The sequence below is a fragment of the Paenibacillus sp. sgz302191 genome (assembly GCF_057749925.1).
The window spans coordinates 26,538-47,608 of record NZ_JBYLHY010000035.1; the positions used below are offsets into that span (position 1 = coordinate 26,538).

Here is a 21,071-nt window from a genome sequence, read left to right on the forward strand (position 1 = left end):
GCAATTGACTCACTTTTTCAGACGATACTAACGCGACTTCGAAACGCTCAAAGGCGTCTCTCCGCTTTTAATATAATGAAAATCTCTCCGAATAATCTGCTCCAAGTATTCGTCATCGTGAAGTCGGGATATTTCCTTCTTCGTGTCCTCATTCAGCTTCCTGGCATCGGCAAGTTGCTGCTTCATATCCTGAACCGTTGAACTCTTGGCAGAGAGCTTGGCGATCTGATCGAAAATCGTGACACCCGCCCAGCTCATGAAGCACAATACAAGGACCATGAGAAAGCGAAGTCTCCGTTTAGAACCTTTGCTGCTGCGCTTATTCGTTGATACGGCTGCTTGAGCTTGCATGAATGGGAATGCCTCCTACTTCGAGAATAACCTGCGGTATAAAGCCGCCACCTTGCTCCCAAACTTCTTGAGCCAACCGGGAAGCACCATAAATTTACGCACAGGCCGAGTCATCCAGAGGAACAGTCTCCACATAGGATAGAGTAATTGTAGCACAATTTTATACAGGAAAATAGCTACAGTCACCAAAATTCCTAAAATAATCACGACAAGCCGATATAAGCCTATAATCGGTTTAATAATGAGAATTTCGACCGTTTTTCGGATAAAACGGTACACCGCGACTACAATCCGAACGATCAACCCCGTTAGCCGTACGATCCAGATGCTGAGGAAAGCAAAATAAAAACATACCCCGATGCCGAGACCAAGAAACACAAAAAAGCGAATTTGCCCTTCGTTACTATGTACTAGCGTTCGAAATACGAGGATTGTCGCCACAATCCAATACAAGACGTCAATGATCGGGATGGTCCACCGCGGCAGCCGCAGCTTGCCCGAAAGCACGTGCAGCACATCGTAGATCGTACCTAGGGCAAGCCCGCTGAGGAACATCATCGCCAGCGTATAAAACTGGACGTTTAGCGTCACTTGAACAGCTTACCTAAAAATCCCTTGGATTTCTCCTGGGAGTTTCCGTCCACGTACGAAAGTTCGTTGACTACCCCTTCAATGGCGACTAATCCTTGTTCCAAGCTCAAATTTTTGATATGCAGATTCTGGCCCTTGATCATCAAAAAGCCCATTTCCGTTTCGAGGAGAAACTCTTCACTATCAAAGCTTTCTACGTTTAAAACTCCGGAGATCTCCAAGAGCTTGCGATTCAGCATTTTGATTTCCTGCCGTTTGTTTTTCACGGGTTCCATCATGGCCTGTACCCCTCCTTCATCTATCACTACCTTATGGAGGGATGTCCGAATTTAGAACAGGAAAGCAACAAAAAAGAGACTAATCTCTTAGTCTCTTCAAGGCTCTTATTCAGGTTGATATGCTTCTTCTTTGAGCAGCGTGTACATTTGGGCGGCGTCTTCCTTGCGGGTCGACTCCGTGAGGGCCTCCACTCGAACCGTCACTTTCTTTTGTCCGAATTGGATAGCCAGCTCGTCCCCGACTTTCACGGCGGTGCTCGGTTTGGCGTCTCTTCCGTTGATCCAGACGCGTCCTTGGTCGGATACATCCTTGGCCACAGTGCGGCGTTTGATCAGACGGGATACTTTGAGAAACTTATCGAGCCGCATTATTTTACAGCGTCTTTAAGCTTGTTGCCGGCTTTGAAAGCTGGAACTTTGGACTCTGCGATCACGATCGGGCTGCCTGTTTGCGGGTTGCGGCCCGTGCGGCCGGAACGTTTGCGAGTTTCGAAAGTTCCGAAACCGATCAGTTGTACTTTATCTCCGGATGAAAGCGCGTCTGTAACCTCACCTAAAAATCCGTTCAGTACAGCTTCTACGTCTTTCTTCGTTAGTCCGCTTTTTTCTGAGATGTTGTTGATCAGATCTGTTTTGTTCATGGGTTTTCTTTACCTCCTAAAATGTTTGAAGAGCGAGTCTTCTATGTACCATTTCGGTTACATTCCATTTCAACCTTGACACCAAACTATGTATTCTGCTTTTTTCGCTAAAATCCTTCTGTCAATGATCCAGGTTTGCAATTTTTTTTGCTTCCTGCCAGTAAAATTCCATCTCTGATAACTCAGTCTGGTCAAAAGAAAGTCCTCTTAAACGTAACTGCTCTTCAATATATGAAAATCTTTGCACAAATTTACGGTTTGTCCGGCCAATGGCCTCTTCCGGGTCAATTTTGAGAAATCTCGCAAGGTTGACGATAGCAAAAAGCAGGTCCCCAAGCTCTCCCAGCCTCTCCTGCCCGGCGTCGTCCCCTTCGCTTGCCATCGCTTCCCGCAGCTCGCCGAGTTCCTCCTCGACTTTGCCCAGCACTTCATCGATTTCCGTCCAATCGAAGCCGACGGCAGCCGCTTTTTTCTGCAGCTTCCAAGCTTTCATCAGCCCCGGCAAATCGCGCGGAACGCCGTCCAGAACGGATTGCTTCGCGATGTCGATGCCTTTTTTCCGCTTTTCCTCCGCCTTGATCGCATTCCAGTTCACAAGAGCCTCGTCCGCGTCTTCCGCCTTATTCTCGCCAAAAACATGCGGATGGCGGCGAATCAACTTCTCGTTCAGCCCCGCGATAACATCGTAGACGGTAAACGTCCCGACCTCTTCCTCCATCTGGGCGTGCAGCATCACCTGCAGCAGCAGATCTCCCAGCTCTTCGCACATATGTTCGGGATCGTCCTCATCGATCGTCTCCAGCACTTCGTAAGCCTCTTCGATGAGATTTTTGCGGAGGCTGGCATGAGTCTGCTCCCGATCCCACGGACAGCCTTCCGGGCTGCGCAAAATTTGCACGATTTCATGCAAACGACCGAAGGAACGGTAGTAGATCCTATCTTCCTCGCTGCGCGGCACCCACACCAGAGACAGGTTGCCGTAGCCTTTGAGATGATCCAGCTCGTGAAGCTCCACTTCCTCGATCCGCTCAGCTCCGGCAACGCCGAGAGAATGGCCGACCACGACGCGGTAATCATCCGGGTACGCCTCCATAAGACTTAATTTGACATCCGATGCCGTCAAAGTATCGTACACCTGCCCGATCACCGTATGCAAACGCGGATTCAAACTATAGCGGTTCAGGCTCGTCGCATCCAACAGTTGAAAGCCTTCGATCGGATCGAAGCCAAACCGCAGGAAAGCCTGGTCCAGAAAACTTTCGCCGCCCAACAAAGAAAGCGTAATCCGCTCCTGCGGGCAGCGCTCCTTAAGCAGCTGCACCGTATATTCCGCCACCATCGGATGACCAGGCACAGCATAGATCACCTCCGCGGTCTGCTCTTTGGCCGCCGCGATCAATTGGTCTGCAATCGATTCATACACCTGCTCGAACGAAGCGTGCGCGGTGTAGTTGTCATCGAACGTACGGTAAGGTATCCGATTCGCATCCAGCATGGCGACCATCGGATGATCCGCGGTCCGCAAATACACGACGGCCTGCTCCCGGGACGCCGCTTGAAGCTTCTTCCAGACGCCCAGCGTGAGCTGGTCCTCGTCGCCGGTTCCCAGACCGACAACCGTGATAGGCGCATATGTATGAGTCATGTGTACATGACACCTCCTATTGGGTATAAACATGGGCTGAATAAGGCAGTTGCCCTTCGCCCAGTGCAAAAAAGAACGTTGTCGCGTGGGGGCGGCAGCTGTCATGCAGCGCACCGCCTCCTATGGATTCAGCTACGTTGGACTACGGCCCACCAGATACCGCCTGTATCCCGCATCGTCGCCCGCAGAAACCCGGGAAAATGAGATGGGTGAAAAAACCATCTGCTAGAACGGACGTATCACTAGCAGCGCGGGGAATGCCGGCGATGCCTGAGAGTGCTGGGTAAGTCGCAGAAGGCTCGCGAAACTGAGAATGCTGGGTATGCCACAGAATGCTGCAATGACTGTAAATGCTGGGTTAACCGCAGAAGGCTCGCGATGACTGTGTATGCTGGGTATGCCACAGAATGCTGCAATGACTGTAAATGCTGGGTTAACCGCAGAAGGCTCGCGATGACTGTGTATGCTGGGTAAGTCGCTGAATGCTAGTGATGACTGTTTATGCTGGGTTAGCCGCTGAATGCCGGGAATATCCGGACGAATCTGGAGCAAGCCAGCGAAAGCTTGAGAGCCCGGAGAATGACCGGAAATGCCAGAAAACACCTGCAAAATCCAAGCTACCCAAAAACCCGCACACCAGACCCATAGCCGCCATTTGCCTCTTAGTCGCGCAGAAAAACCTGCAAAAGTACAGGTTTTTGCTCGTTGATACGCCGACTGCGAAAAATTCCTGCAAATGTGCAGGCTTTTCATCGAGTACAAGGGGCTCAGCCCCATTTTGATAGAAAATTCCTGCACATTTGCAGGCTTTTCGCCAAAATGAACCATTTTCGCAGAAAAAGCCTGCACTTCGCAGGTTTTTCCCCCAGCCGGGGCACCGAGACGCCTCGTGCACGCGCGCTGCGGAGCGCTCACGATCGGGCGTGCCGAGACGCCTCGTGCACGCGCGCTTTCTCCGCGACGTCGCCCGAGGGCTGGGCAAGCCAGCCCCACGCGAGCTCGCGCGCTGCGGGGCGCTCATGGCTTGTCCCCGCCGGGGCGCGGCGGCGGGAGCAGCTTCGCCAGGACCGGAGCAAGCTTCCGGTCCAGCTCCGGCATCAGCCGCAGCTCCTCGCGGCTGATGCTGCCGCTGCGCAGCAGCGCAAGCGCGTAGACGGCTGCGCCGCCGGCTACGCTCACCAGAGCGATGGCGCTCCAGCCCCATCGCTCCGGCACATGCGCGGCCGCGAGCGCCGGCCGCGCCAACAACTGCAGCGCTGCGAGGCAGACGCCCATCAGGCCCACGGCCAGCGTGGGCCTTGCGGCGTACTGCCGCAGCGGAAAGCGCGCCCCGGTGCAGCGTGCCAGCTGCACCAGATTCAGCCCCGCGGCAGCGGCATAGGCGACGACCGCGCTAATCGCGGCGCCTTCGATGCCCCAGCGGGGCATGAGCCACACATTGCCGAGCGCCTTGAGCGCGGCGGCAATGAGCAGGGCTTTCGCCGGCGTGCGGATCGCGCCGGCGCCCTGGAGCACGCTGGCGGTGACCGCGTTCAGCGTGCTGAACAGGGCCGTGAAAGCGAGCACGGCCATCGTCCAGCTGGCGTCGCTGCTCGCGTACAGCATGACGTTGATCGGCACCGCCGCAAAGGCGAGCCCGAAGGAGGCGCCAAGGCCGATCAGCCAGGCAAGCTTGACCGCCATCTCAGCCCGTGAGCGGATAAGTCCTGCTTGCCCCTTCATGTTCGCTTCGGCAATCGCTGGGACAAGCGCCGCCGACATCGACGAGGCGACCATGACGACTAGCTGGACGAGGGGCAAGCCTCGGTTGTACAAACCGAACTGCCGCATCGCCTCGGCTTCGTTCATCAGCGACGCATCCAGCAAACGGGGCATCGTGAACGTATCGACCAGATTCAGAATCGGCACGACGATCGCTCCCAGGCAGACCGGAATGGCGTAAGCCGCAATGCGCCATGCCCACTGTGCATTGCTCAGATTTTCCCCAGCCACCGCCCGTTCCGGCGCGGGATGCTTGGATCGGGCATTCCGGTCTTTGCGCCAGTATATGAGCATGACGAGCAAGCCTGCACCCGCTCCTGTAACCGAACCGAACGTCGCCCCGGCGGCGATCCACTCCTCGTTAGCCGACAAGGCGACAAAATAGAGCAGCAGCGCCACCATCGTTATTACCCGAATAAGCTGCTCCATGACCTGCGAGACCGCTGTCGGCACCATGTCGTGATGCCCCTGAAAATATCCCCTCAGCACAGCCATCACCGGCGACAGCAGCAGTGCGAAGGATACGCTGCGAATAGCCCGCTCCGTCTGGCTGATGCCGATCCAGGCGGCGATCTGTCCGGCGCCTATGTACAACAGCACAAATAGTAGCGCGCCCGTTCCCATCAACAGCAGCGAAGAAACATAAACGATTCGCCGGGCCCCCTGCGGATCTCCTGCGGCGGCACGCTCGGCGACAAATTTGGACACAGCCACCGGAAACCCGGCCGTCGCCGCAAACAAAATAAGAATATACAGCGGATAAACCGCATTATAAATGCCAAAAGCCGTATCCCCGGCCAAGTTTTGCAGAGGAATCTTTTGCAAGGTGCCCAAAAGCTTGGACAATACGGCAGCGGCTCCCAGCACGGCAGCCCCCCGCAGCAGTCCTGATCCCGATTGGGCCCGGCGCAGATCTTCCCCCGTACGGGCGCTCCGATCCGCTTGAGTGTCCTCCACAATGAATCCCCCATTGCTTGCATTCTAACGAAATGCCGTTTAAGAAATATTATAACGAAATCCTCCTCTTCCGACAAAAAAAGCTTCCTCTCCGATGAAAATTTTTCTCGACAAGGAAGCTGCGTACTCCGAATATTCTGTTGTTGTACCGATTCCCGGAGTCTGTCCGATGAAGTTGCTTGTTCATCGGACAGACGCCTTGCTTACTGCTCCATTTGCTTCGCCAGGAAGCCTGCTGCGGTTTCCACCATTTTGACTTCCAATTGACCCATCTTGACGCCTTCGTCCTTATTGATCAGAATGACCGAGCCGATCGGATCGCCGCCCGCCACGATAGGCGCAATCACAAAAGAAGAATAAGTGTCGCTGGCGTCTTTGATAATCTCGTACTGCCCGCTGCTGCTTTCCAGCACTGCTTTACGGTTCTCCATACAAGTTTCCACGACAGAACCGACCGATTTGTCCAAATAGTCTTTCTTGGAGCCCCCGGCCACCGCGATGACCGAATCCCGGTCCGAAATCATAGTCACATGGTTCGTGCTTTCAAACAAGGACTCCGCATATTCTTTGGCAAAATCGCCCAACTCGCCGATCGGCGAGTATTTCTTGAGAATGACTTCGCCGTCCCGGTCCACGAAAATTTCCAACGGGTCTCCCTCGCGGATGCGAAGTGTGCGCCGTATCTCCTTGGGAATGACAACTCTCCCTAAATCATCTATCCGACGGACAATTCCAGTTGCCTTCATACCTCTAGATGCCTCACTTTCCTCTGAAGAATTGGATACGACTGGAGCATAACAACTTTTTATTCTGGATTGGAGGGAATTCGAATTCTACCCATAGTATTCTTCCCGGCCTATTTTTTATGCAGACGCTTCACCAACTAACTTCCAGTACGCTTGAAAGCGACTTTCATTAAGTAGTTTGGCATGCTGCTGACGTTATCTTGTCCATTTATGTCAAAAACAAACAGGATGCCCCAAAAGGGACATCCTGGTAATTCTGTCACACGGTGCGCACCGTGTTTCCTACATGACGGCGGTCATTCGAACACATTATTTTGCAGGCGCTGCGCTTGCCGCAGGGCTGGCCGCTGCAGACGGGCTTGCTGCGGGAGTTGCTGCCGGAGCGGCTGTCGGCTTCGGCAGATTGTTCGTTTCAATCATGCCCGGAACTTCTTTTCCCGCGAAGTCCGAAAGCAAACTTTCCGCCAATTGCGATTTGATTTGCGTTTTCATCGTATCATCTAGCGGTTTGGTCGTTCTGGATTCCACTTTCATGACATGATACCCGTAGTCGGATTCAACCGGGTCGCTGATTTTGTTGATCGGCAGCGTGAGAGCCGCTTCCTTAAATTGCGGAACCCATTGGTTCGGGTCCGCATCTTTATAGGTGCCTCCTTTGTCCTTGGAACCCGGATCATCGGAATATTCTTTGGCCAGCACGGCAAAATCGCCGCCTTTATCGAGCTTGTCCTTCACTTCTTTGGCTTTTGCCAAAGCCTCATCCTTGGTGCGAATGTCTTTTTGCGTTGCGGAATCTTTCAAGCTGATCAGAATGTGGCTTACCGTCACAACGTCAAAAGCATGCTGAGCCGCTTGTTGATTGTACGAATCCTGAACTTGCTGATCGGTCACTTTGCTTTCCATGCTGCCCATCGTATAAAAGCTCATTTTCATCAACGATTCGATATCCTTCAGCTCGACATTGTTGTCTTTGAGCTGTTTGTCCACGCCGCCTTCCATTTTGCCGAAATAGTCCTGGAAGGACTTCATTTGCTCGGCAACCTGCTTATCGGCGGTTTCCTTCGTTTTGTCATCGGCACGCGCAGACAGCACGCGGAATGTCACCAATCGATTGAGCATGTCCTGCTGGAAGGCAGGATCGCTCATATATTGCGCAAGCTGCGGGCTGAACATTTTGTTCACGTTGATAAAAGAGTCAAATTCGCTGCGGGTAATTTTACCCCCGTCTTTGTAGGTCGCGATAACGTCCGCCGGATTAGTTGCGGCAGCAGCCGTAGCGGCCGGAGAAGCGGTTGCGCCGCCCTCCGCCTTCTTCTGGCCGCATGCGCTGAGAACGGAAATTGCGAGCAGCAGCGCCACCATAGTTAGGATCCATTTTTTCGAATAGAACATTGATTTACCGGTATTATTTGGCAACATCTTGCAATTCTCCCTTCGTTTTCAAAACCTCCTTGTATTGTACCAGAAATTTTTCCACCAATTCGATGGAAGCTTCCGGCGTAAGCCCCTTGCAGCGGACAAGGATATGAATTTGCGGCCCCGCTACAAGCTTGATGCGGCCTTCAAAGCGATTAGACAGGGAGAACAGCTTCTGCCCGTCAAGTTTGTCGTTCTGGTCGGTATGCACCTTGATCTGGTAATCATCCCCTTTTTGGCTGATCGTTTCAATCCGGTACTCCGAACCGTATGCTTTCAAACGAGCCACTGACAACAAGTTGAACACGGCCTGCGGGAGATCCCCGAATCGATCGACGAGCTCGTCGTGCAGATCCGCGGCTTCTTCCAGTGTGCGAATGGCAGCCACTTTTTTGTAGATTTCGATTTTTTGCATGCTGTCGTAGATGTAGTCGGACGGCAGGTAAGCGTCCAATTGGATGTCAATTTGCGTATTCCATTCGGGTCCCGGCGCAGCTTCCTCGCCTTCGATTTCCTGTTTGCGCTTGGCGATTTCCTCCGCGAGCATTTGCGAGTACAAGTCAAAGCCCACAGAAGCAATAAAGCCATGCTGTTCCGCGCCCAACAAATTTCCGGCGCCCCGGATGGCCAAATCCCTCATGGCAATTTTAAAGCCTGATCCCAGTTCTGTAAACTCTTTAATCGCTTGCAGACGTTTTTCCGCCACTTCGGTCAGCACTTTATCGCGCTGATACGTAAAATAGGCGTAGGCGATCCGGTTGGAGCGTCCGACGCGTCCGCGCAGCTGGTACAGCTGGGAAAGCCCCATTTTATCCGCATCGTGGACGATCAGCGTGTTCACGTTCGGGATGTCGACGCCGGTCTCGATAATGCTTGTGCTGACAAGCACGTCATATTCTCCGTCGAGAAAATCGAGAATCGTCTTTTCCAACTCCTGCTCGCCCATCTGCCCGTGGGCAACCGTCACGCGCGCGTCCGGCACCATCATGGAGATTTGGTCCGCCATTTGCGTAATTCCTTGAACACGGTTGTAAAGGAAATAGACTTGCCCTTCGCGGGCAAGCTCGCGCTCGATCGCTTCCCGGACCAGGCCCGGGCTGTACTCGACGACGTATGTCTGAACCGGAAAACGGTTCTCCGGCGGCGTCTCGATGACGGACAAATCCCGCACGCCGAGCATCGACATGTGCAGCGTCCGCGGAATCGGCGTCGCAGTCAGCGTCAGCACGTCCACGTTCGTCTTCAGCCGCTTCAGCTTCTCCTTATGGGATACGCCGAACCGCTGTTCCTCGTCCACGATCAGCAGCCCCAAATCCTTGAACTGCACGTCCTGCGACAGCAGCCGGTGCGTGCCGATCACGACGTCGACGGTGCCTTTCTTGATGCCCTTCATCACTTCCGTCTGCTCCTTTTTGGAGCGGAAGCGGCTGAGCACCTGCACATTGAACGGATAGCCCGAGAACCGCTCGCGGAACGTTTCATAGTGCTGCTGCGCCAAAATCGTCGTCGGCACCAGCACCGCCACTTGCTTGCCGTCGATGGCTGCCTTGAACGCCGCGCGAACGGCCACCTCCGTTTTGCCGTAGCCTACGTCGCCGCACAGCAGGCGGTCCATCGGACGCGTTTTCTCCATGTCCACCTTGATTTCCTCAATCGCCCTCAGTTGATCGCGCGTTTCGTCATACGGGAACATCGCTTCGAATTCATTTTGATAGGCGCTGTCTTTGCTAAACCCGTAACCCGAGGTCGCCTGACGATCGGCATACAGTTTGATCAGATCGTCGGCAATGTCCTTGACCGAAGCCCGCACCTTGCTCTTGACCCGCGCCCATTCGGCGCCGCCAAGCTTATAAACTTTCGGCTCTTTCTCTTCCGAGCCTACGTATTTCTGGATCAGATCGATCTGGTCGATCGGCACCGAGAGCTTGTCGCCGCCAGCATACATAATATGCAGGTAGTCTTTGTGAATGCCGCCGACTTCCAGCGTGCCGATCCCGACATATTTGCCGATGCCGTGGTTCACGTGAACGACATAATCGCCGATTTTCAGCTCCTGATAGCTTTTGATCCGCTCGGCGTTCTCCAGCTTCTTCTCCACTTTGCGCGCTTTGCGCTGCTTCTGCGTGAAGATTTCGCCTTCCGTGATAACGACCAAATGAATCGAAGGCAGCTCAAAGCCGGCCTGCAGGTTGCCGTCCACAATCAGCGGCTCTTCGATCTGGTAGTCGTGAAACACGCGCTTCACCCGCTCCGACCGCTCTTCCCCGTTCGCCAGAAGGATGACTTTGCTGCCGTTCTTCTTCCAGCGCTCCATCTCCGATTTTAAGAGATTCATTTGCCCGTGGAAGTTTTGCATGACCCGGCAGACGAAATTCACGATATTTTGCGGCTGAACGCCTGCAACTTGTCTAAGGAAAAGCGACACGTACAGCGTCGGGAACGGCCTGCGGTGAAGCAGCGATTCGTACGATTTGGAGAGCACAAAAGCCGGCAAGCTCTTCCCCTCTTGCAGCGCGTGCATCATCCATTCTGCCTCGTCGCGTTCCAACTGCTTCGCCGTCTCCAGCAGACGGGCAGGCTCGTCGATGATCAGCACCGCATCTGTGGGCATGTAGTCCATCAGGGTCTGTCTTTCCGTATATAAAAGCGATATATATTTATAAATGCCGGGGAACGTCTGTCCCTCGCGAAGCAGTTCGATGTCGTGGCCGATGCCTTCCAGCAGTTTATCCTTCGCCGCGCGATCGGTCATTTTCTCCAACTGCGCCTGCAGCAGCTCATAAGCATGTTGGGCAGCAGATTGTAATCGCTTTCCATCCGCTTGAATCTCCCGGCATGGCGGAATTGTCGCCGCCTCTAATTTATCGACCGAGCGTTGGTCGCTAACATCAAACGTGCGAATCGAATCGACATCGACATCAAAAAGCTCAATCCGAATGGCATGATCGGATGTGAGCGGATACAAATCCAGTATTCCCCCGCGGACACTCATTTCGCCCTTGGATTCTACGCGCTCCACCCGTTCGTAGCCCAGCGCCGTCAGCCGGCCCAGCAGCTCATCCAAATGAACCGTATCTCCAACCTTGATCGTGACGCGCGAATCCTCGAACACCTGTTTGACCGGCAGCAATCTTCTGACTCCGGCAAAAGGTGCGACTACCACGCCGCGGTACCCTCCGGCAAGCTTGGTCAGGGCATCGATCCGCTGCGCAAGCATTTCCGGGCTCGCCGCCGCTTCTTCGGTCGCCATCATTTCCTGGGACGGATACAACAGCACTTCGTCTTCCGACAGGCATTCCAGCAAATCCTCGAAAATCTTCTGTGCGGAAAACATATTGTGGGTAATAATGAATAGTGGTCGCTGCAATTCGCGCGCAAGTGCGGCGATCATCACTTGTCGAGAGGAGCCGGTGAGACCGGCAATGAGCTGCTCTTTCATCTCGGAGCGAACGCCGGATACAATCGTTTGAAAATCGGCATCCGCAGAAAAAGCTTGAACTAAAGCTTGCAAACAATGACACTCCTCTCACAAAAAGAAGCCTCGGCATGCTTGCCTAGGCTATTGTTCCCTTCATCAACCATGACTACTGCAGAGGGCTGGCCAGCAGCGAAAGCTCCGGGTTAGCCTCAAGCGCTTCACGGCAATAATCACAGACGACCTTTACGGTAACGTCTCCATCCGTGTTATACGATATTATATCTCTCCGTTCTTCGGGGGTCAAGAAATGGAAGCCCAGTTGCTGCTCTGTAATCGCAGCCTGATTGATTTCCCCGACAAAGGTGAGACAATGCCTGCAAATATACTTGATTGACATAGTGTATGCCCCCTTCAAATGGCCTATTACACGGAAAGCGGCCCAATCTTTGCGCAGCCCGCCTTCCGTTTATATCCTAGTATGGCCATTTGCAGGAGAAATTAGCCAACGCCGCTGCAGCTTCCTGCGCGGCTCCGGCCCCTATTTATTGAATTTCGCCATAGTCCGCTCAAACGAATTGTCCAGACTGTACTCCATCGCATCGCACGTAAGATCAAGCACCTGCTCGATCGAGCGCATTTCCTCTTTGGAAAAGTTGGACAGCACGTAATCGGCGATATTGTAACCCGGCGCAGGTCTGGATACGCCGATCCGAATCCGGTTGAAGCTCTGCGTCCCCCCGTGCTGGATAATCGATTTGATGCCGTTATGCCCGCCGGCGCTTCCTTGATAACGCAGACGGATTTGGCCGAAAGCCGTATCCATATCGTCGTAAATAATCGTCACGTCATCGAGATCGGCCTTATAAAAATCGAGAAAAGCGCGCATCGCTTCGCCCGACAGGTTCATATAAGTCATCGGTTTGAGCAAATACACTTTCGTTCCGTTTACATTGCCTTCTCCGAGCAGCGCCCTGCCCTTATTTTGAAACGAGCCGATGCCCCATTTCGCCGCGAACCGGTCCACTGCCATGAACCCGATATTGTGGCGGTTCAGCTCATACTGCTTGCCGGGATTGCCCAGCCCGATAAAACATTTCACGCTGCATCCTTCCTCCAATAAAACAAATTATTTACAAAAAAATATATCCTGCCGCCGGAACGAAGTTCCCGAACGCATTGTCATATTATTATGAAGCAGCAAAAATTTAAAAAATGCAGGTGAGACAACGCTTATGTACGATAATGGTCAAAAACTAACTCATGATCATCATTTTCAGGATCATGTAGACGCAAGCGTCCCCGTCCAAGTATACTATCAAACCGCCCACAAGGATATAGGCTTTGTAGAAGTGTACTCCACACATTTTATTAAAGTCAACAATACCTTCTATAACCGAACTTTACACGATTTTATTTCACGTCCAGGCTATTAAAGTATAGCCCCCTCATCCCCGAGGAAATCAAGCATCGCAGCACGGCGGCAATGAAAAGGGCGCCTCCCCAAGCGGAGCGGCACCCTTTTGGCGTTGTGCTTACGTGGTCTGTTCTTCCTTCGCTTCCTCGGCAATCGACTCCTGGGAAGCTTTCGTTTCTTGCGAAGCGGCCGGATCCTCGACGGCTTCGGTCTCTTTCTGAGGAGCCAGCACGGTTACGATGAGCTCGTTCGGGTCCGATTTGACCTCGATTTCCTCCGGAACCGAGATCTGGTTGACCAGCAAGTTGTCCCCGAGGCCCAGCCCGGAAATGTCGACGGGGATGGTGGCCGGGATGTGCTGCGGCAGGCAGCGAATTTCCAGCTCGTGCAGCTGTACCTGAACGATGCCGCCTTCCTTGGCCCCTTCGGCTTCGCCGACGAAATCGAGGGCCACGACCGTTTTGACCGGCTCATCCATGCTGATTTGATGAAAATCGACATGCAGCAGCTCCCGGTTCACTTTATCTCTCTGCAGCTCGTTCATCATGACCGGCTGTTTGCCGCCTCCGTTCGGAAGTTCCATCTCGATGATCGCGTGCGGATTTTTGCGCAGCAGCGCAAGCAGCTCCTTTTGATCGATCGCGATGACGAGATTCCCGGTTTTTTTGCCGTAGACGACGCCGGGAATTTTGCCTTTTGCGCGCAGCTGCTTGATTTCGGATTTGGTCGTGCCTTGGCGCGCGTCCGCTTTTAACGTTAATGCCATATGAAAAAAACCTCCTGAGAGTAGGTTTAACCGCTAATCAGTAGCGTGCCCAATCTCAGGAAGTTCCATCCAATTCCCTGTTGCCTTCTATCCTTTTTTGTTCTTTTTCGCCTGCATCCGCGCTTTGATCTTATCAGCGTAGCCGGGCTTGTTGGTTTGCCGCTCGCGGGCGATGGCCAAATCTCCGTCCTCAACCGCATGCGTAATCGTGGAGCCTGCGACCACATAGGCGCCTTTGCCGATTTTAACCGGCGCGATCAGGTTCACGTTGCTGCCGACGAAAGCGTCGTCCTCGATTTCGGTCAGGCTTTTGTTGAAGCCGTCGTAATTGACCGTTATCGCGCCGCAGCCGATGTTGACATTGGTGCCTACAACCGCATCGCCTACGTAGCTCAAATGCGATACCTTCGTTCCATCGCCGAGCGTCGCGTTTTTGATTTCGACGAAATCGCCGATTTTGACATGCTTCCCGATCTTCGCGCCCGGCCGCAAATAAGCGAACGGACCGACACTTGCGTCGCTGTCGACAAAAGCTTCCTGCAGCACGGACTGCTTCACGGTAACTTCATCTAACAACGTGGAGTCGTTGATTTCCGTTTGCGGGCCGATCGTGCAATTCTCGCCGATCGACGTTTGGCCGCGCAAAATCGTGCCCGGCAGCAGCACCGTATCCGCTCCGATGGTCACTCCCGCTTCAATGTACGTACCCGCCGGATCGACGATCGTAACGCCGTTCAGCATATGAGCGCGATTGATTCTTTCCTTCATCAAACGCTCCGCCTCGGCAAGCGCTACCCGGTCGTTCACCCCGATCGACTCCGCGCTGTCCGCCATGCAGTACCCTTGCACGATCTCGCCGCGCCCCGTCAAAATGCCGATAACATCCGTCAAATAGTACTCTTTCTGGGCGTTGTCATTTTTCACCGCAGCGAGCGCATCGAACAGCTTGCGGTTGTCGAAGCAGTACGTCCCCGTATTGATCTCCTGAACGGCCGCTTCTTCGCTGCTGCAATCTTTCTGCTCCACGATGCGGCTCACGCGGGAGTCTTCCCCGCGGATGATGCGTCCGTATCCATGCGGTTGATCGAGTTTGGCCGTCAAAATCGTCGCCGCCGCCCTCGACTGGCTGTGCAGCTCCAGCATGCTCCGCAGCGTCCCTTCGGAAATCAACGGCGTATCGCCGCAGATGACGATAGTCGTGCCTTCCTCGGCGCCCAGCGCGTCTTTGGCCTGCAAAACCGCGTGGCCGGTCCCGAGCTGCTCCGATTGCAGCGCATATTCCACCTTATCGCCCAGGTATGCCTGTACCGCCTCCGCTCCGTAGCCAACGACGACGAGCGTCCTTTCCGCCTGCATATCCCTTAACGTATCTGCAACGTGACCTACCATCGGCTTGCCTGCAACCGGGTGGAGCACTTTATAAAGCTTCGATTTCATCCGTTTACCCTGACCTGCCGCCAGTACGATTGCCATTAATTTCAACTTACATCCAACCCCTTTATTTATAAACTTATTAAAATAAATCCTAGTATACGCGCATTATCGTAAATCGTGATATGAAAGTCGGTTCATCCCCAAATATAGCTCAATTCCCACAAAAAGAAAAGAGAGCCCGGCGGGCTCTCCAGATGTTGAACAATTAAGCGCCTTCTTCGATTACTTCTTCTTCAGCTGCTGCACGATCATATTCAGCCAAAACCGCAGCTTGAATTTTTTCGCGAGTCGTTGAAGAAATGGGATGAGCGATATCGCGGAACTCCCCGTCAGGAGTCCGTTTGCTTGGCATAGCCACGAACATACCGTTGTTTCCGTCAATCACACGAATATCGTGAACGACGAACTCGTTGTCGATGGTAATGGAAGCAATCGCCTTCATTCTCCCCTCGGAATTAACCCGGCGGAGTCTTACATCTGTAATTTGCACTTGTGTTCACCACCTTTTTCCATCGCTAGGACTTGGGTGTATAATTCCACATTTTAGTGCAAATTCCTTCTTCCTTTTTCGGGAAATTGAATAATTTTATGCGTTCTTAATGTTTCGATCAAGATTCGACAGAAATTCCAACAATTAGTTCAATTTCGACAAAAACATCCCTTGGCAGCCTGGCCACTTCGACAGTCGAACGAGCCGGTTTGTGATCGCCAAAATAGGAAGCGTAAATCTCGTTCAGCTCTGCAAACTGATTCATGTCCTTCAAAAACACGGTCGCCTTGACCACCTGCGAAAAATCGGTGCCCGCCGCTTCCAATACAGCCTTCAAATTGGCGAATACTTGATGCGCCTGTTCCTTGATGCCGCCCTGAACGATCTGACCGTCCGTACCGAGCGGGATTTGTCCCGACGTAAACAGCAGATTGCCCAGCTTAACCGCCTGCGAATAAGGCCCGATTGCGGCCGGAGCCGCTGAAGTCGCGATATATTCCATGTTTACAAGTCTCCTTTTGCATCGTCAAAGTAATTGCCCGGCTCTACGGTAATCTGTTTCGTTTTCGAATCCACCCCGTACATCCGCGCAAGCGATACATAATGGTCTACCAAATGCTCATCCACCTCGCAGGATTCCATGAACACCCCTACGCCCTGGACGGAAGCCTTGAACTCGCTTAACAGGTCCATCATGCCGTGAATCGTGCCGCCCACATGCATGAAGTCATCGATGATCAGCACCTTGGATTCTTCCTTGAGCGCGCGTCTGGCGAGCGACATCGTCTGAATCCGTTTGTTGGAACCCGATACATAATTGATGCTTACGGCAGAACCCTCCGTCACCTTGCCGTCTCTGCGTACAATAACGACGGGAAGATTCATATAAGTGGCTGTCGCATAAGCAAGCGGAATGCCTTTGGTTTCAACCGTCATAATCACGTCCAAGTCTTGACCAGCGAACGCCGAGGCAAAAGTTTTGCCGATCTCATTCAAATGGTGCGGCTGCCCCATAATATCCGACATATACAAATAGCCTCCGGGCAAAATGCGCTCCGGCTGCTGCAGCTGCAGGCACAGGTTTTGTATAAAACGCAGTGACGCCTCCTTCGGCATCTTCGGCGTAAACTTCACGCCCCCCGCCGCTCCGGCCAGCGTATGCAGTTCACCAAGCCCTTCTTCTTCAAACACTTCTTTAATGATCGCCAAATCTTCGCTAATCGAGGATTTAGCTGAATTGTAACGCTCGGCAAAAGTCGTTAAAGGAATCAACGAATGGGGGCGGAATAGTAAGTACTGCGTCATTTCCACCAGCCTGGCGCTCCTTTTTAACTTTTTCATCGCCTTCCCCCCCAGAATCCGAATAATATAAAGAAAATATACCATTTTTATACGTATTTATTCAAGCTTCGCCGTGAAAATTAATTTGACATAAATGTGACATAAAAATAACATTTGTCAATGCCAAAAAAGCCCGTTCCCCTAAGAGAAACGGGCCGATGCAGAAAATCGCGGCGGCTCGGCTACCCTTCGCTTGCGTTCGGCGCGTCACCCCGAATTTGCCGGGGCGCCGAGCTGTCTGCGGACGAGCCCGCCTTGCTTGTCAAATTTTTAATAATCTCCTCCACATCGATGCCTGACACGCTTTTCAACATTTCCGGCGCTGTAGACATCAGCTTCGTTACGTAGTTGCTCACTCTGGCCGCGCCGTCGCCGCTTCCGGTATCCACAACGGTCAGCTTATCTATAGAACTGAGCGGCTCGGCGATTTTGCCGGCAAGCTCGGGAAGCATTTTCACGATGATATCGAGGATCGCAGCCTCCCCGAATTTCTGGAACGCCTCCGCCAGCTTCTCCTTCGCTTCGGCTTCAGCCAGCCCCCGCAAGCGGATGACCTCCGCTTCTGCCGTACCTTTCGCCCGCTCCGCGTCGGCGATGGCCATGCCTTCGAGTCTGCGCTGCTCCGCATTCGCTTTCGCTTCAGCCTCGATCGTGTACTGGCGGGCATCCGCCTCACGCATCTTCTTCGCCTTGTCGGCTTCCGCCGCCTGCTCGACGGCATAGCGGTCGGCGTCCGCTTTCTTTTTCACTTCCGCGTCGTACTGCTTCTGGCGGACCTGAATTTCTTTCTCCTGCAGGTCGATCTCACGCTCTTTCCGCACGAGTTCGACTTTCATCTGCTCCTCGACCATCGTCTGCTTGGCACGGGCCTCCTGGATGTGATACGCCTGATCGGCTTCCGCCTTGGCCGTATCCTGCACCTTCTTGAAGGCGGCGATCTTCAATTCCTTCTCCTTGCCCGCCTCCGCGATGTTCGTATCCCGCAGCAGTTCGGCCTTCTGCCCCTCCTCTTCGGCGCGCGCCTTTTGAATCCGCGCATCGCGCACCGCTTCCGCTTCGGCGATTTCCGCATCCCGCTTGACCGCGGCTATCCGCGGCTTCCCTAACGCATCTAGATAGCCATGCTTGTCGCGGACATCTTTGATCGTAAAGGAAACGATTTGCAGCCCCATCTTTTTCAAATCCCGTGCCGCTACCCCCTGCACCTCCTGGGCAAAACGATCGCGGTTCCGGTACACCTCCTCGACGGTCATAGAGCCGAGAATCGCCCTAAGATGCCCTTCCAGCACCTCCTGCGCCTCCCCCTTGAGGGATTCGATCGGTTTGCCCATGAACTGCTCGGCGGCTGTAGCCACATCTTCGACGGCTCCGCCGATTTTGATGATCGCGACCCCGTCGGCAATAACGGGCACCCCTTGCTCGGTATACACCTCCGGCGTGGATACATCCAGCTTGTGAGAAAGCAGCGACAAAAACTCCGACTGCTGAAAAACCGGCCATATGAACGCGCCGCCTCCGCGGACGATTTTGATTTTGCTTCCGGATTCGTCGGTTGAAATATTTTTATTCCCCAAAAAAGAACCGGTTATGATCATCGCCTCGTCAGGTCCGACCGTTTTGTAACGGGCCCAGAAAGCGAGACCGAATATAACGATAACTCCGACTACCAGAGCGGGTACAACTAAGAAATCCGGCATAGTTTCATCTCCCCTTCGTCATTTATTGCAAACTAGACACATACAAAGTTCCGTCCTTCACTTCCACCACCACTACTCTGGAGCCGGATGGAAGCTCGATGCCGTCAAAGCTGGCCGCAGTATGATTCGTATTGCCGGCCCCTACACGGACCAGCACCTCCCCGAATCCCGAGGCGGGCACAGTCACCGTAACCTCACCGATTTTGCCGTTTAGCTGCCTGATGGAATAGCCGGTTGAATTCTCGGTGTTCTCCATCGGTTTGACATACCCGAAATAGACAGCCGCAGAGAGCAGAACGGCTATCAGCAGCGCCAGCAGCAATGCGGCCACCGAGCCTATTCCCGCGCATTTCTCCAGCAGTATGCCGGCGCCTCCGAAACCGGTTACAGCGCTCGCCAGCACCATTGGCTTTACAATATCCAGAGACAAAAAATCGAACAAGCCGTCCAAGGCATGGCTGATCAGATCGCCGAACAGCACGCTGACAATAGCAAACAACACGCCCCCGGCCAAACAACCCCAATACAGTTCAGTCATGGCAGCCCTCCTTTGCCAATCTGATTTGTCGTTGCCTACATATAGTAATACGCATACAACGGCCGTTTTGTTGCGATAATCCCCAATTTCGCTCATAAAAAACGAAAAAAGCCCCAAAAAGGAGCTTTTTCAAAACAAACCGGCCCGTATCTGCTCTTTACGTTAACATTCTCACTGCATATACGTCTTTGCAAAATCCTCTCAACCCGTTGTAGATGCGGGGAATTTTGGCCTCCTTGGATACCAGGCCAAAAACCGTCGGCCCGCTGCCCGACATCAGCACCCCGTCTGCACCGAGCTTTTGCATGCATTCTTTCAAATGCCGCACCTCCGGGTACAGTTCCAGCGTCACTTCCTCCAGCACATTGCCCATCCCGTGGCACAGCTGATCGAACTGCTTGTCGCGAATCGAGTCCAGGATAACTCTCGTCGAGGGATGACGCTTGATTTCGCGGGCATTCAGCTTGCCGTAAATTTCCGAAGTCGACACATTGATCGGGGGCTTGGCCAACACGACCCAACATTGCGGAGGCGAGGCGATCGGCTCCAGCTTCTCCCCTCTGCCCCGGGCAACCGCCGTGCCGCCCGTCACGCAAAAAGGAACGTCCGAGCCCAGCTCGGCTCCAAGCTCCTGCAGCTCTTTCACCGGAATGTCCAGCTTCCATAACCGATTGAGCCCGCGCAGCGTAGCCGCCGCATCGCTGCTTCCTCCCGCCAGCCCTGCGGCTACCGGAATCTTTTTATCCAGATGGATGTAAACGCCCTGTTTGACGTCGTACCGATCCTTGATCAACCTGGCGGCTTGAAAAGCCAAGTTTTTTTCGTCAAGCGGAATATACCCCGCCTGGGAGGAAATGATGATCGTGTCGCGCGGCAGCTCCTGCATTTCGATCCGGTCCGCCAGGTCCACCATCGTCATGACCATTTCGACTTCATGATAACCGTCTTCTCTTTTATGTAAAACATCAAGGGATAAGTTGATTTTGGCCGGTGCTTTTTCAAAAATCTTCATCCGCTCACCTTCTTTTGCTCGTTTGCCGTTAAAACATTATAACAAAAGCGCAAAAGAAAAGCTAAAGCATTCGACACAGCTCGTCGGAACGATGGCCCCAGCGGTTCTCGCCGCTGGATGGCGGCGAAGCCGGTTGCCAAATGCGGCCGGATAGCTCACGCCAGCCTGTGGGCAGAGAGTGCGGGGTTTTACGAAGAAACCTGTGCGCTTCGGGGAAACCCGCCGATTATGCACGGAATGCCGCTTATAATAAGCAGACTGAGCCAAGAGGTCAGAGCACTGAGCGGCAGCGGCAAAAGCTGCCGGAATGCTTTGAGGCCAAGCCCATCCGGCCGCATAAGGATGAACTGCTCGTGTACACGCACCGCCAGAGCCGGCAGTACATCTGCCTGGCAGCGCGAAGAAAACCCGCAAAAACCCCCATGACGTCGTGGACGTCACCCTGCAGAATGAAAATAGTCAGGTCTACTGCGTTCTATTTTCGTATAAAGCGCAAAAGTGCAGGTTTTTACTCGTTGATGCGCCAGCCACGAAAAATTCCTGCAAATGTGCAGGTTTTTGCCTGTTGGTACGCC

The 21,071-nt window shown here is 53.5% G+C and carries 20 protein-coding genes; all 20 read right to left on the reverse strand.

Features of this window, described 5'->3' with window-relative positions:
* Positions 1-27: 27 nt before the first annotated feature.
* The 20 genes from AC3G2T_RS32775 to ispE all read right to left on the reverse strand — a co-directional run bounded on the left by AC3G2T_RS32775 (position 28) and on the right by ispE (position 20,496).
* On the reverse strand, positions 28-351 hold the full coding sequence (locus AC3G2T_RS32775; protein ID WP_474686987.1) for an FtsB family cell division protein: 324 nt from the start codon (positions 349-351) through the stop codon (positions 28-30).
* Between the two features lie 15 nt (positions 352-366).
* Complete coding sequence (yabQ, locus tag AC3G2T_RS32780) at positions 367-942, reverse strand: spore cortex biosynthesis protein YabQ (protein ID WP_474686989.1); 576 nt, start codon at positions 940-942, stop codon at positions 367-369.
* Positions 939-1,220, reverse strand: coding sequence for a sporulation protein YabP (yabP, locus tag AC3G2T_RS32785; RefSeq protein ID WP_474686990.1), 282 nt, complete (start codon positions 1,218-1,220; stop codon positions 939-941). The genes yabQ and yabP overlap by 4 nt, the downstream gene beginning before the upstream one ends.
* Before the next feature lie 105 nt (positions 1,221-1,325).
* Entirely contained in the window at positions 1,326-1,589 is a 264-nt protein-coding gene (locus tag AC3G2T_RS32790; RefSeq protein ID WP_474686991.1) for an RNA-binding S4 domain-containing protein, read from the reverse strand.
* A complete protein-coding gene (locus tag AC3G2T_RS32795; protein WP_474686992.1) occupies positions 1,589-1,861 on the reverse strand; it encodes an HU family DNA-binding protein in 273 nt (90 codons plus the stop codon). The genes AC3G2T_RS32790 and AC3G2T_RS32795 overlap by 1 nt, the downstream gene beginning before the upstream one ends.
* A gap of 121 nt (positions 1,862-1,982) precedes the next feature.
* Complete coding sequence (yabN, locus tag AC3G2T_RS32800; protein ID WP_474686993.1) at positions 1,983-3,506, reverse strand: bifunctional methyltransferase/pyrophosphohydrolase YabN; 1,524 nt, start codon at positions 3,504-3,506, stop codon at positions 1,983-1,985.
* Between the two features lie 1,017 nt (positions 3,507-4,523).
* Positions 4,524-6,224 (reverse strand): putative polysaccharide biosynthesis protein, encoded by a 1,701-nt coding sequence (locus tag AC3G2T_RS32805; protein WP_488438127.1) that lies wholly within the window; start codon positions 6,222-6,224, stop codon positions 4,524-4,526.
* Positions 6,225-6,427: 203 nt separating this feature from the next.
* Positions 6,428-6,970 carry a stage V sporulation protein T gene (gene spoVT / locus AC3G2T_RS32810; protein ID WP_488438128.1) on the reverse strand — a complete coding sequence of 181 codons (543 nt, stop codon included), beginning with the start codon at positions 6,968-6,970 and terminating at the stop codon, positions 6,428-6,430.
* Positions 6,971-7,279: 309 nt separating this feature from the next.
* Positions 7,280-8,389 (reverse strand): peptidylprolyl isomerase, encoded by a 1,110-nt coding sequence (locus AC3G2T_RS32815; protein ID WP_488438129.1) that lies wholly within the window; start codon positions 8,387-8,389, stop codon positions 7,280-7,282.
* On the reverse strand, positions 8,376-11,897 hold the full coding sequence (mfd, locus tag AC3G2T_RS32820; RefSeq protein ID WP_488438130.1) for a transcription-repair coupling factor: 3,522 nt from the start codon (positions 11,895-11,897) through the stop codon (positions 8,376-8,378). The genes AC3G2T_RS32815 and mfd overlap by 14 nt, the downstream gene beginning before the upstream one ends.
* Before the next feature lie 73 nt (positions 11,898-11,970).
* Complete coding sequence (gene fin / locus AC3G2T_RS32825) at positions 11,971-12,201, reverse strand: anti-sigma-F factor Fin (protein ID WP_488438131.1); 231 nt, start codon at positions 12,199-12,201, stop codon at positions 11,971-11,973.
* A gap of 141 nt (positions 12,202-12,342) precedes the next feature.
* Complete coding sequence (gene pth, locus AC3G2T_RS32830) at positions 12,343-12,903, reverse strand: aminoacyl-tRNA hydrolase (RefSeq protein ID WP_474686861.1); 561 nt, start codon at positions 12,901-12,903, stop codon at positions 12,343-12,345.
* A 433-nt stretch (positions 12,904-13,336) separates the two neighbouring features.
* On the reverse strand, positions 13,337-13,984 hold the full coding sequence (locus AC3G2T_RS32835) for a 50S ribosomal protein L25/general stress protein Ctc (RefSeq protein WP_474686863.1): 648 nt from the start codon (positions 13,982-13,984) through the stop codon (positions 13,337-13,339).
* An 87-nt stretch (positions 13,985-14,071) separates the two neighbouring features.
* Complete coding sequence (glmU, locus tag AC3G2T_RS32840; protein WP_488438132.1) at positions 14,072-15,466, reverse strand: bifunctional UDP-N-acetylglucosamine diphosphorylase/glucosamine-1-phosphate N-acetyltransferase GlmU; 1,395 nt, start codon at positions 15,464-15,466, stop codon at positions 14,072-14,074.
* 157 nt (positions 15,467-15,623) lie between these two features.
* Positions 15,624-15,908 carry a septation regulator SpoVG gene (spoVG, locus tag AC3G2T_RS32845; protein WP_036655543.1) on the reverse strand — a complete coding sequence of 95 codons (285 nt, stop codon included), beginning with the start codon at positions 15,906-15,908 and terminating at the stop codon, positions 15,624-15,626.
* Between the two features lie 118 nt (positions 15,909-16,026).
* The gene (locus tag AC3G2T_RS32850) at positions 16,027-16,410 is read right to left on the reverse strand and encodes a RidA family protein (RefSeq protein ID WP_474686866.1); all 384 of its coding nucleotides are present in this window, start codon (positions 16,408-16,410) and stop codon (positions 16,027-16,029) included.
* 2 nt (positions 16,411-16,412) lie between these two features.
* The gene (purR, locus tag AC3G2T_RS32855; protein WP_474686868.1) at positions 16,413-17,249 is read right to left on the reverse strand and encodes a pur operon repressor; all 837 of its coding nucleotides are present in this window, start codon (positions 17,247-17,249) and stop codon (positions 16,413-16,415) included.
* 182 nt (positions 17,250-17,431) lie between these two features.
* Positions 17,432-18,946, reverse strand: a complete 1,515-nt coding sequence (gene floT / locus AC3G2T_RS32860; RefSeq protein WP_474686869.1) for a flotillin lipid rafts scaffold protein FloT — start codon at positions 18,944-18,946, stop codon at positions 17,432-17,434.
* A 22-nt stretch (positions 18,947-18,968) separates the two neighbouring features.
* Positions 18,969-19,484 carry an NfeD family membrane protein gene (locus AC3G2T_RS32865; RefSeq protein WP_488438133.1) on the reverse strand — a complete coding sequence of 172 codons (516 nt, stop codon included), beginning with the start codon at positions 19,482-19,484 and terminating at the stop codon, positions 18,969-18,971.
* A gap of 157 nt (positions 19,485-19,641) precedes the next feature.
* A complete protein-coding gene (gene ispE, locus AC3G2T_RS32870) occupies positions 19,642-20,496 on the reverse strand; it encodes a 4-(cytidine 5'-diphospho)-2-C-methyl-D-erythritol kinase (RefSeq protein ID WP_474686871.1) in 855 nt (284 codons plus the stop codon).
* Positions 20,497-21,071: the final 575 nt, after the last annotated feature.

What these genes read in the sequence shown, in the direction of transcription:
- AC3G2T_RS32775 (WP_474686987.1), bottom strand. Translation starts at nt 351, where the DNA reads ATGCAAGCTCAAGCAGCCGTATCAACGAATAAGCGCAGCAGCAAAGGT.
- yabP (WP_474686990.1), bottom strand. Translation starts at nt 1,220, where the DNA reads ATGATGGAACCCGTGAAAAACAAACGGCAGGAAATCAAAATGCTGAAT.
- AC3G2T_RS32790 (WP_474686991.1), bottom strand. Translation starts at nt 1,589, where the DNA reads ATGCGGCTCGATAAGTTTCTCAAAGTATCCCGTCTGATCAAACGCCGC.
- AC3G2T_RS32795 (WP_474686992.1), bottom strand. Translation starts at nt 1,861, where the DNA reads ATGAACAAAACAGATCTGATCAACAACATCTCAGAAAAAAGCGGACTA.
- yabN (WP_474686993.1), bottom strand. Translation starts at nt 3,506, where the DNA reads ATGACTCATACATATGCGCCTATCACGGTTGTCGGTCTGGGAACCGGC.
- spoVT (WP_488438128.1), bottom strand. Translation starts at nt 6,970, where the DNA reads ATGAAGGCAACTGGAATTGTCCGTCGGATAGATGATTTAGGGAGAGTT.
- AC3G2T_RS32815 (WP_488438129.1), bottom strand. Translation starts at nt 8,389, where the DNA reads ATGTTGCCAAATAATACCGGTAAATCAATGTTCTATTCGAAAAAATGG.
- fin (WP_488438131.1), bottom strand. Translation starts at nt 12,201, where the DNA reads ATGTCAATCAAGTATATTTGCAGGCATTGTCTCACCTTTGTCGGGGAA.
- AC3G2T_RS32835 (WP_474686863.1), bottom strand. Translation starts at nt 13,984, where the DNA reads ATGGCATTAACGTTAAAAGCGGACGCGCGCCAAGGCACGACCAAATCC.
- AC3G2T_RS32850 (WP_474686866.1), bottom strand. Translation starts at nt 16,410, where the DNA reads ATGGAATATATCGCGACTTCAGCGGCTCCGGCCGCAATCGGGCCTTAT.
- purR (WP_474686868.1), bottom strand. Translation starts at nt 17,249, where the DNA reads ATGAAAAAGTTAAAAAGGAGCGCCAGGCTGGTGGAAATGACGCAGTAC.
- floT (WP_474686869.1), bottom strand. Translation starts at nt 18,946, where the DNA reads ATGCCGGATTTCTTAGTTGTACCCGCTCTGGTAGTCGGAGTTATCGTT.
- AC3G2T_RS32865 (WP_488438133.1), bottom strand. Translation starts at nt 19,484, where the DNA reads ATGACTGAACTGTATTGGGGTTGTTTGGCCGGGGGCGTGTTGTTTGCT.
- ispE (WP_474686871.1), bottom strand. Translation starts at nt 20,496, where the DNA reads ATGAAGATTTTTGAAAAAGCACCGGCCAAAATCAACTTATCCCTTGAT.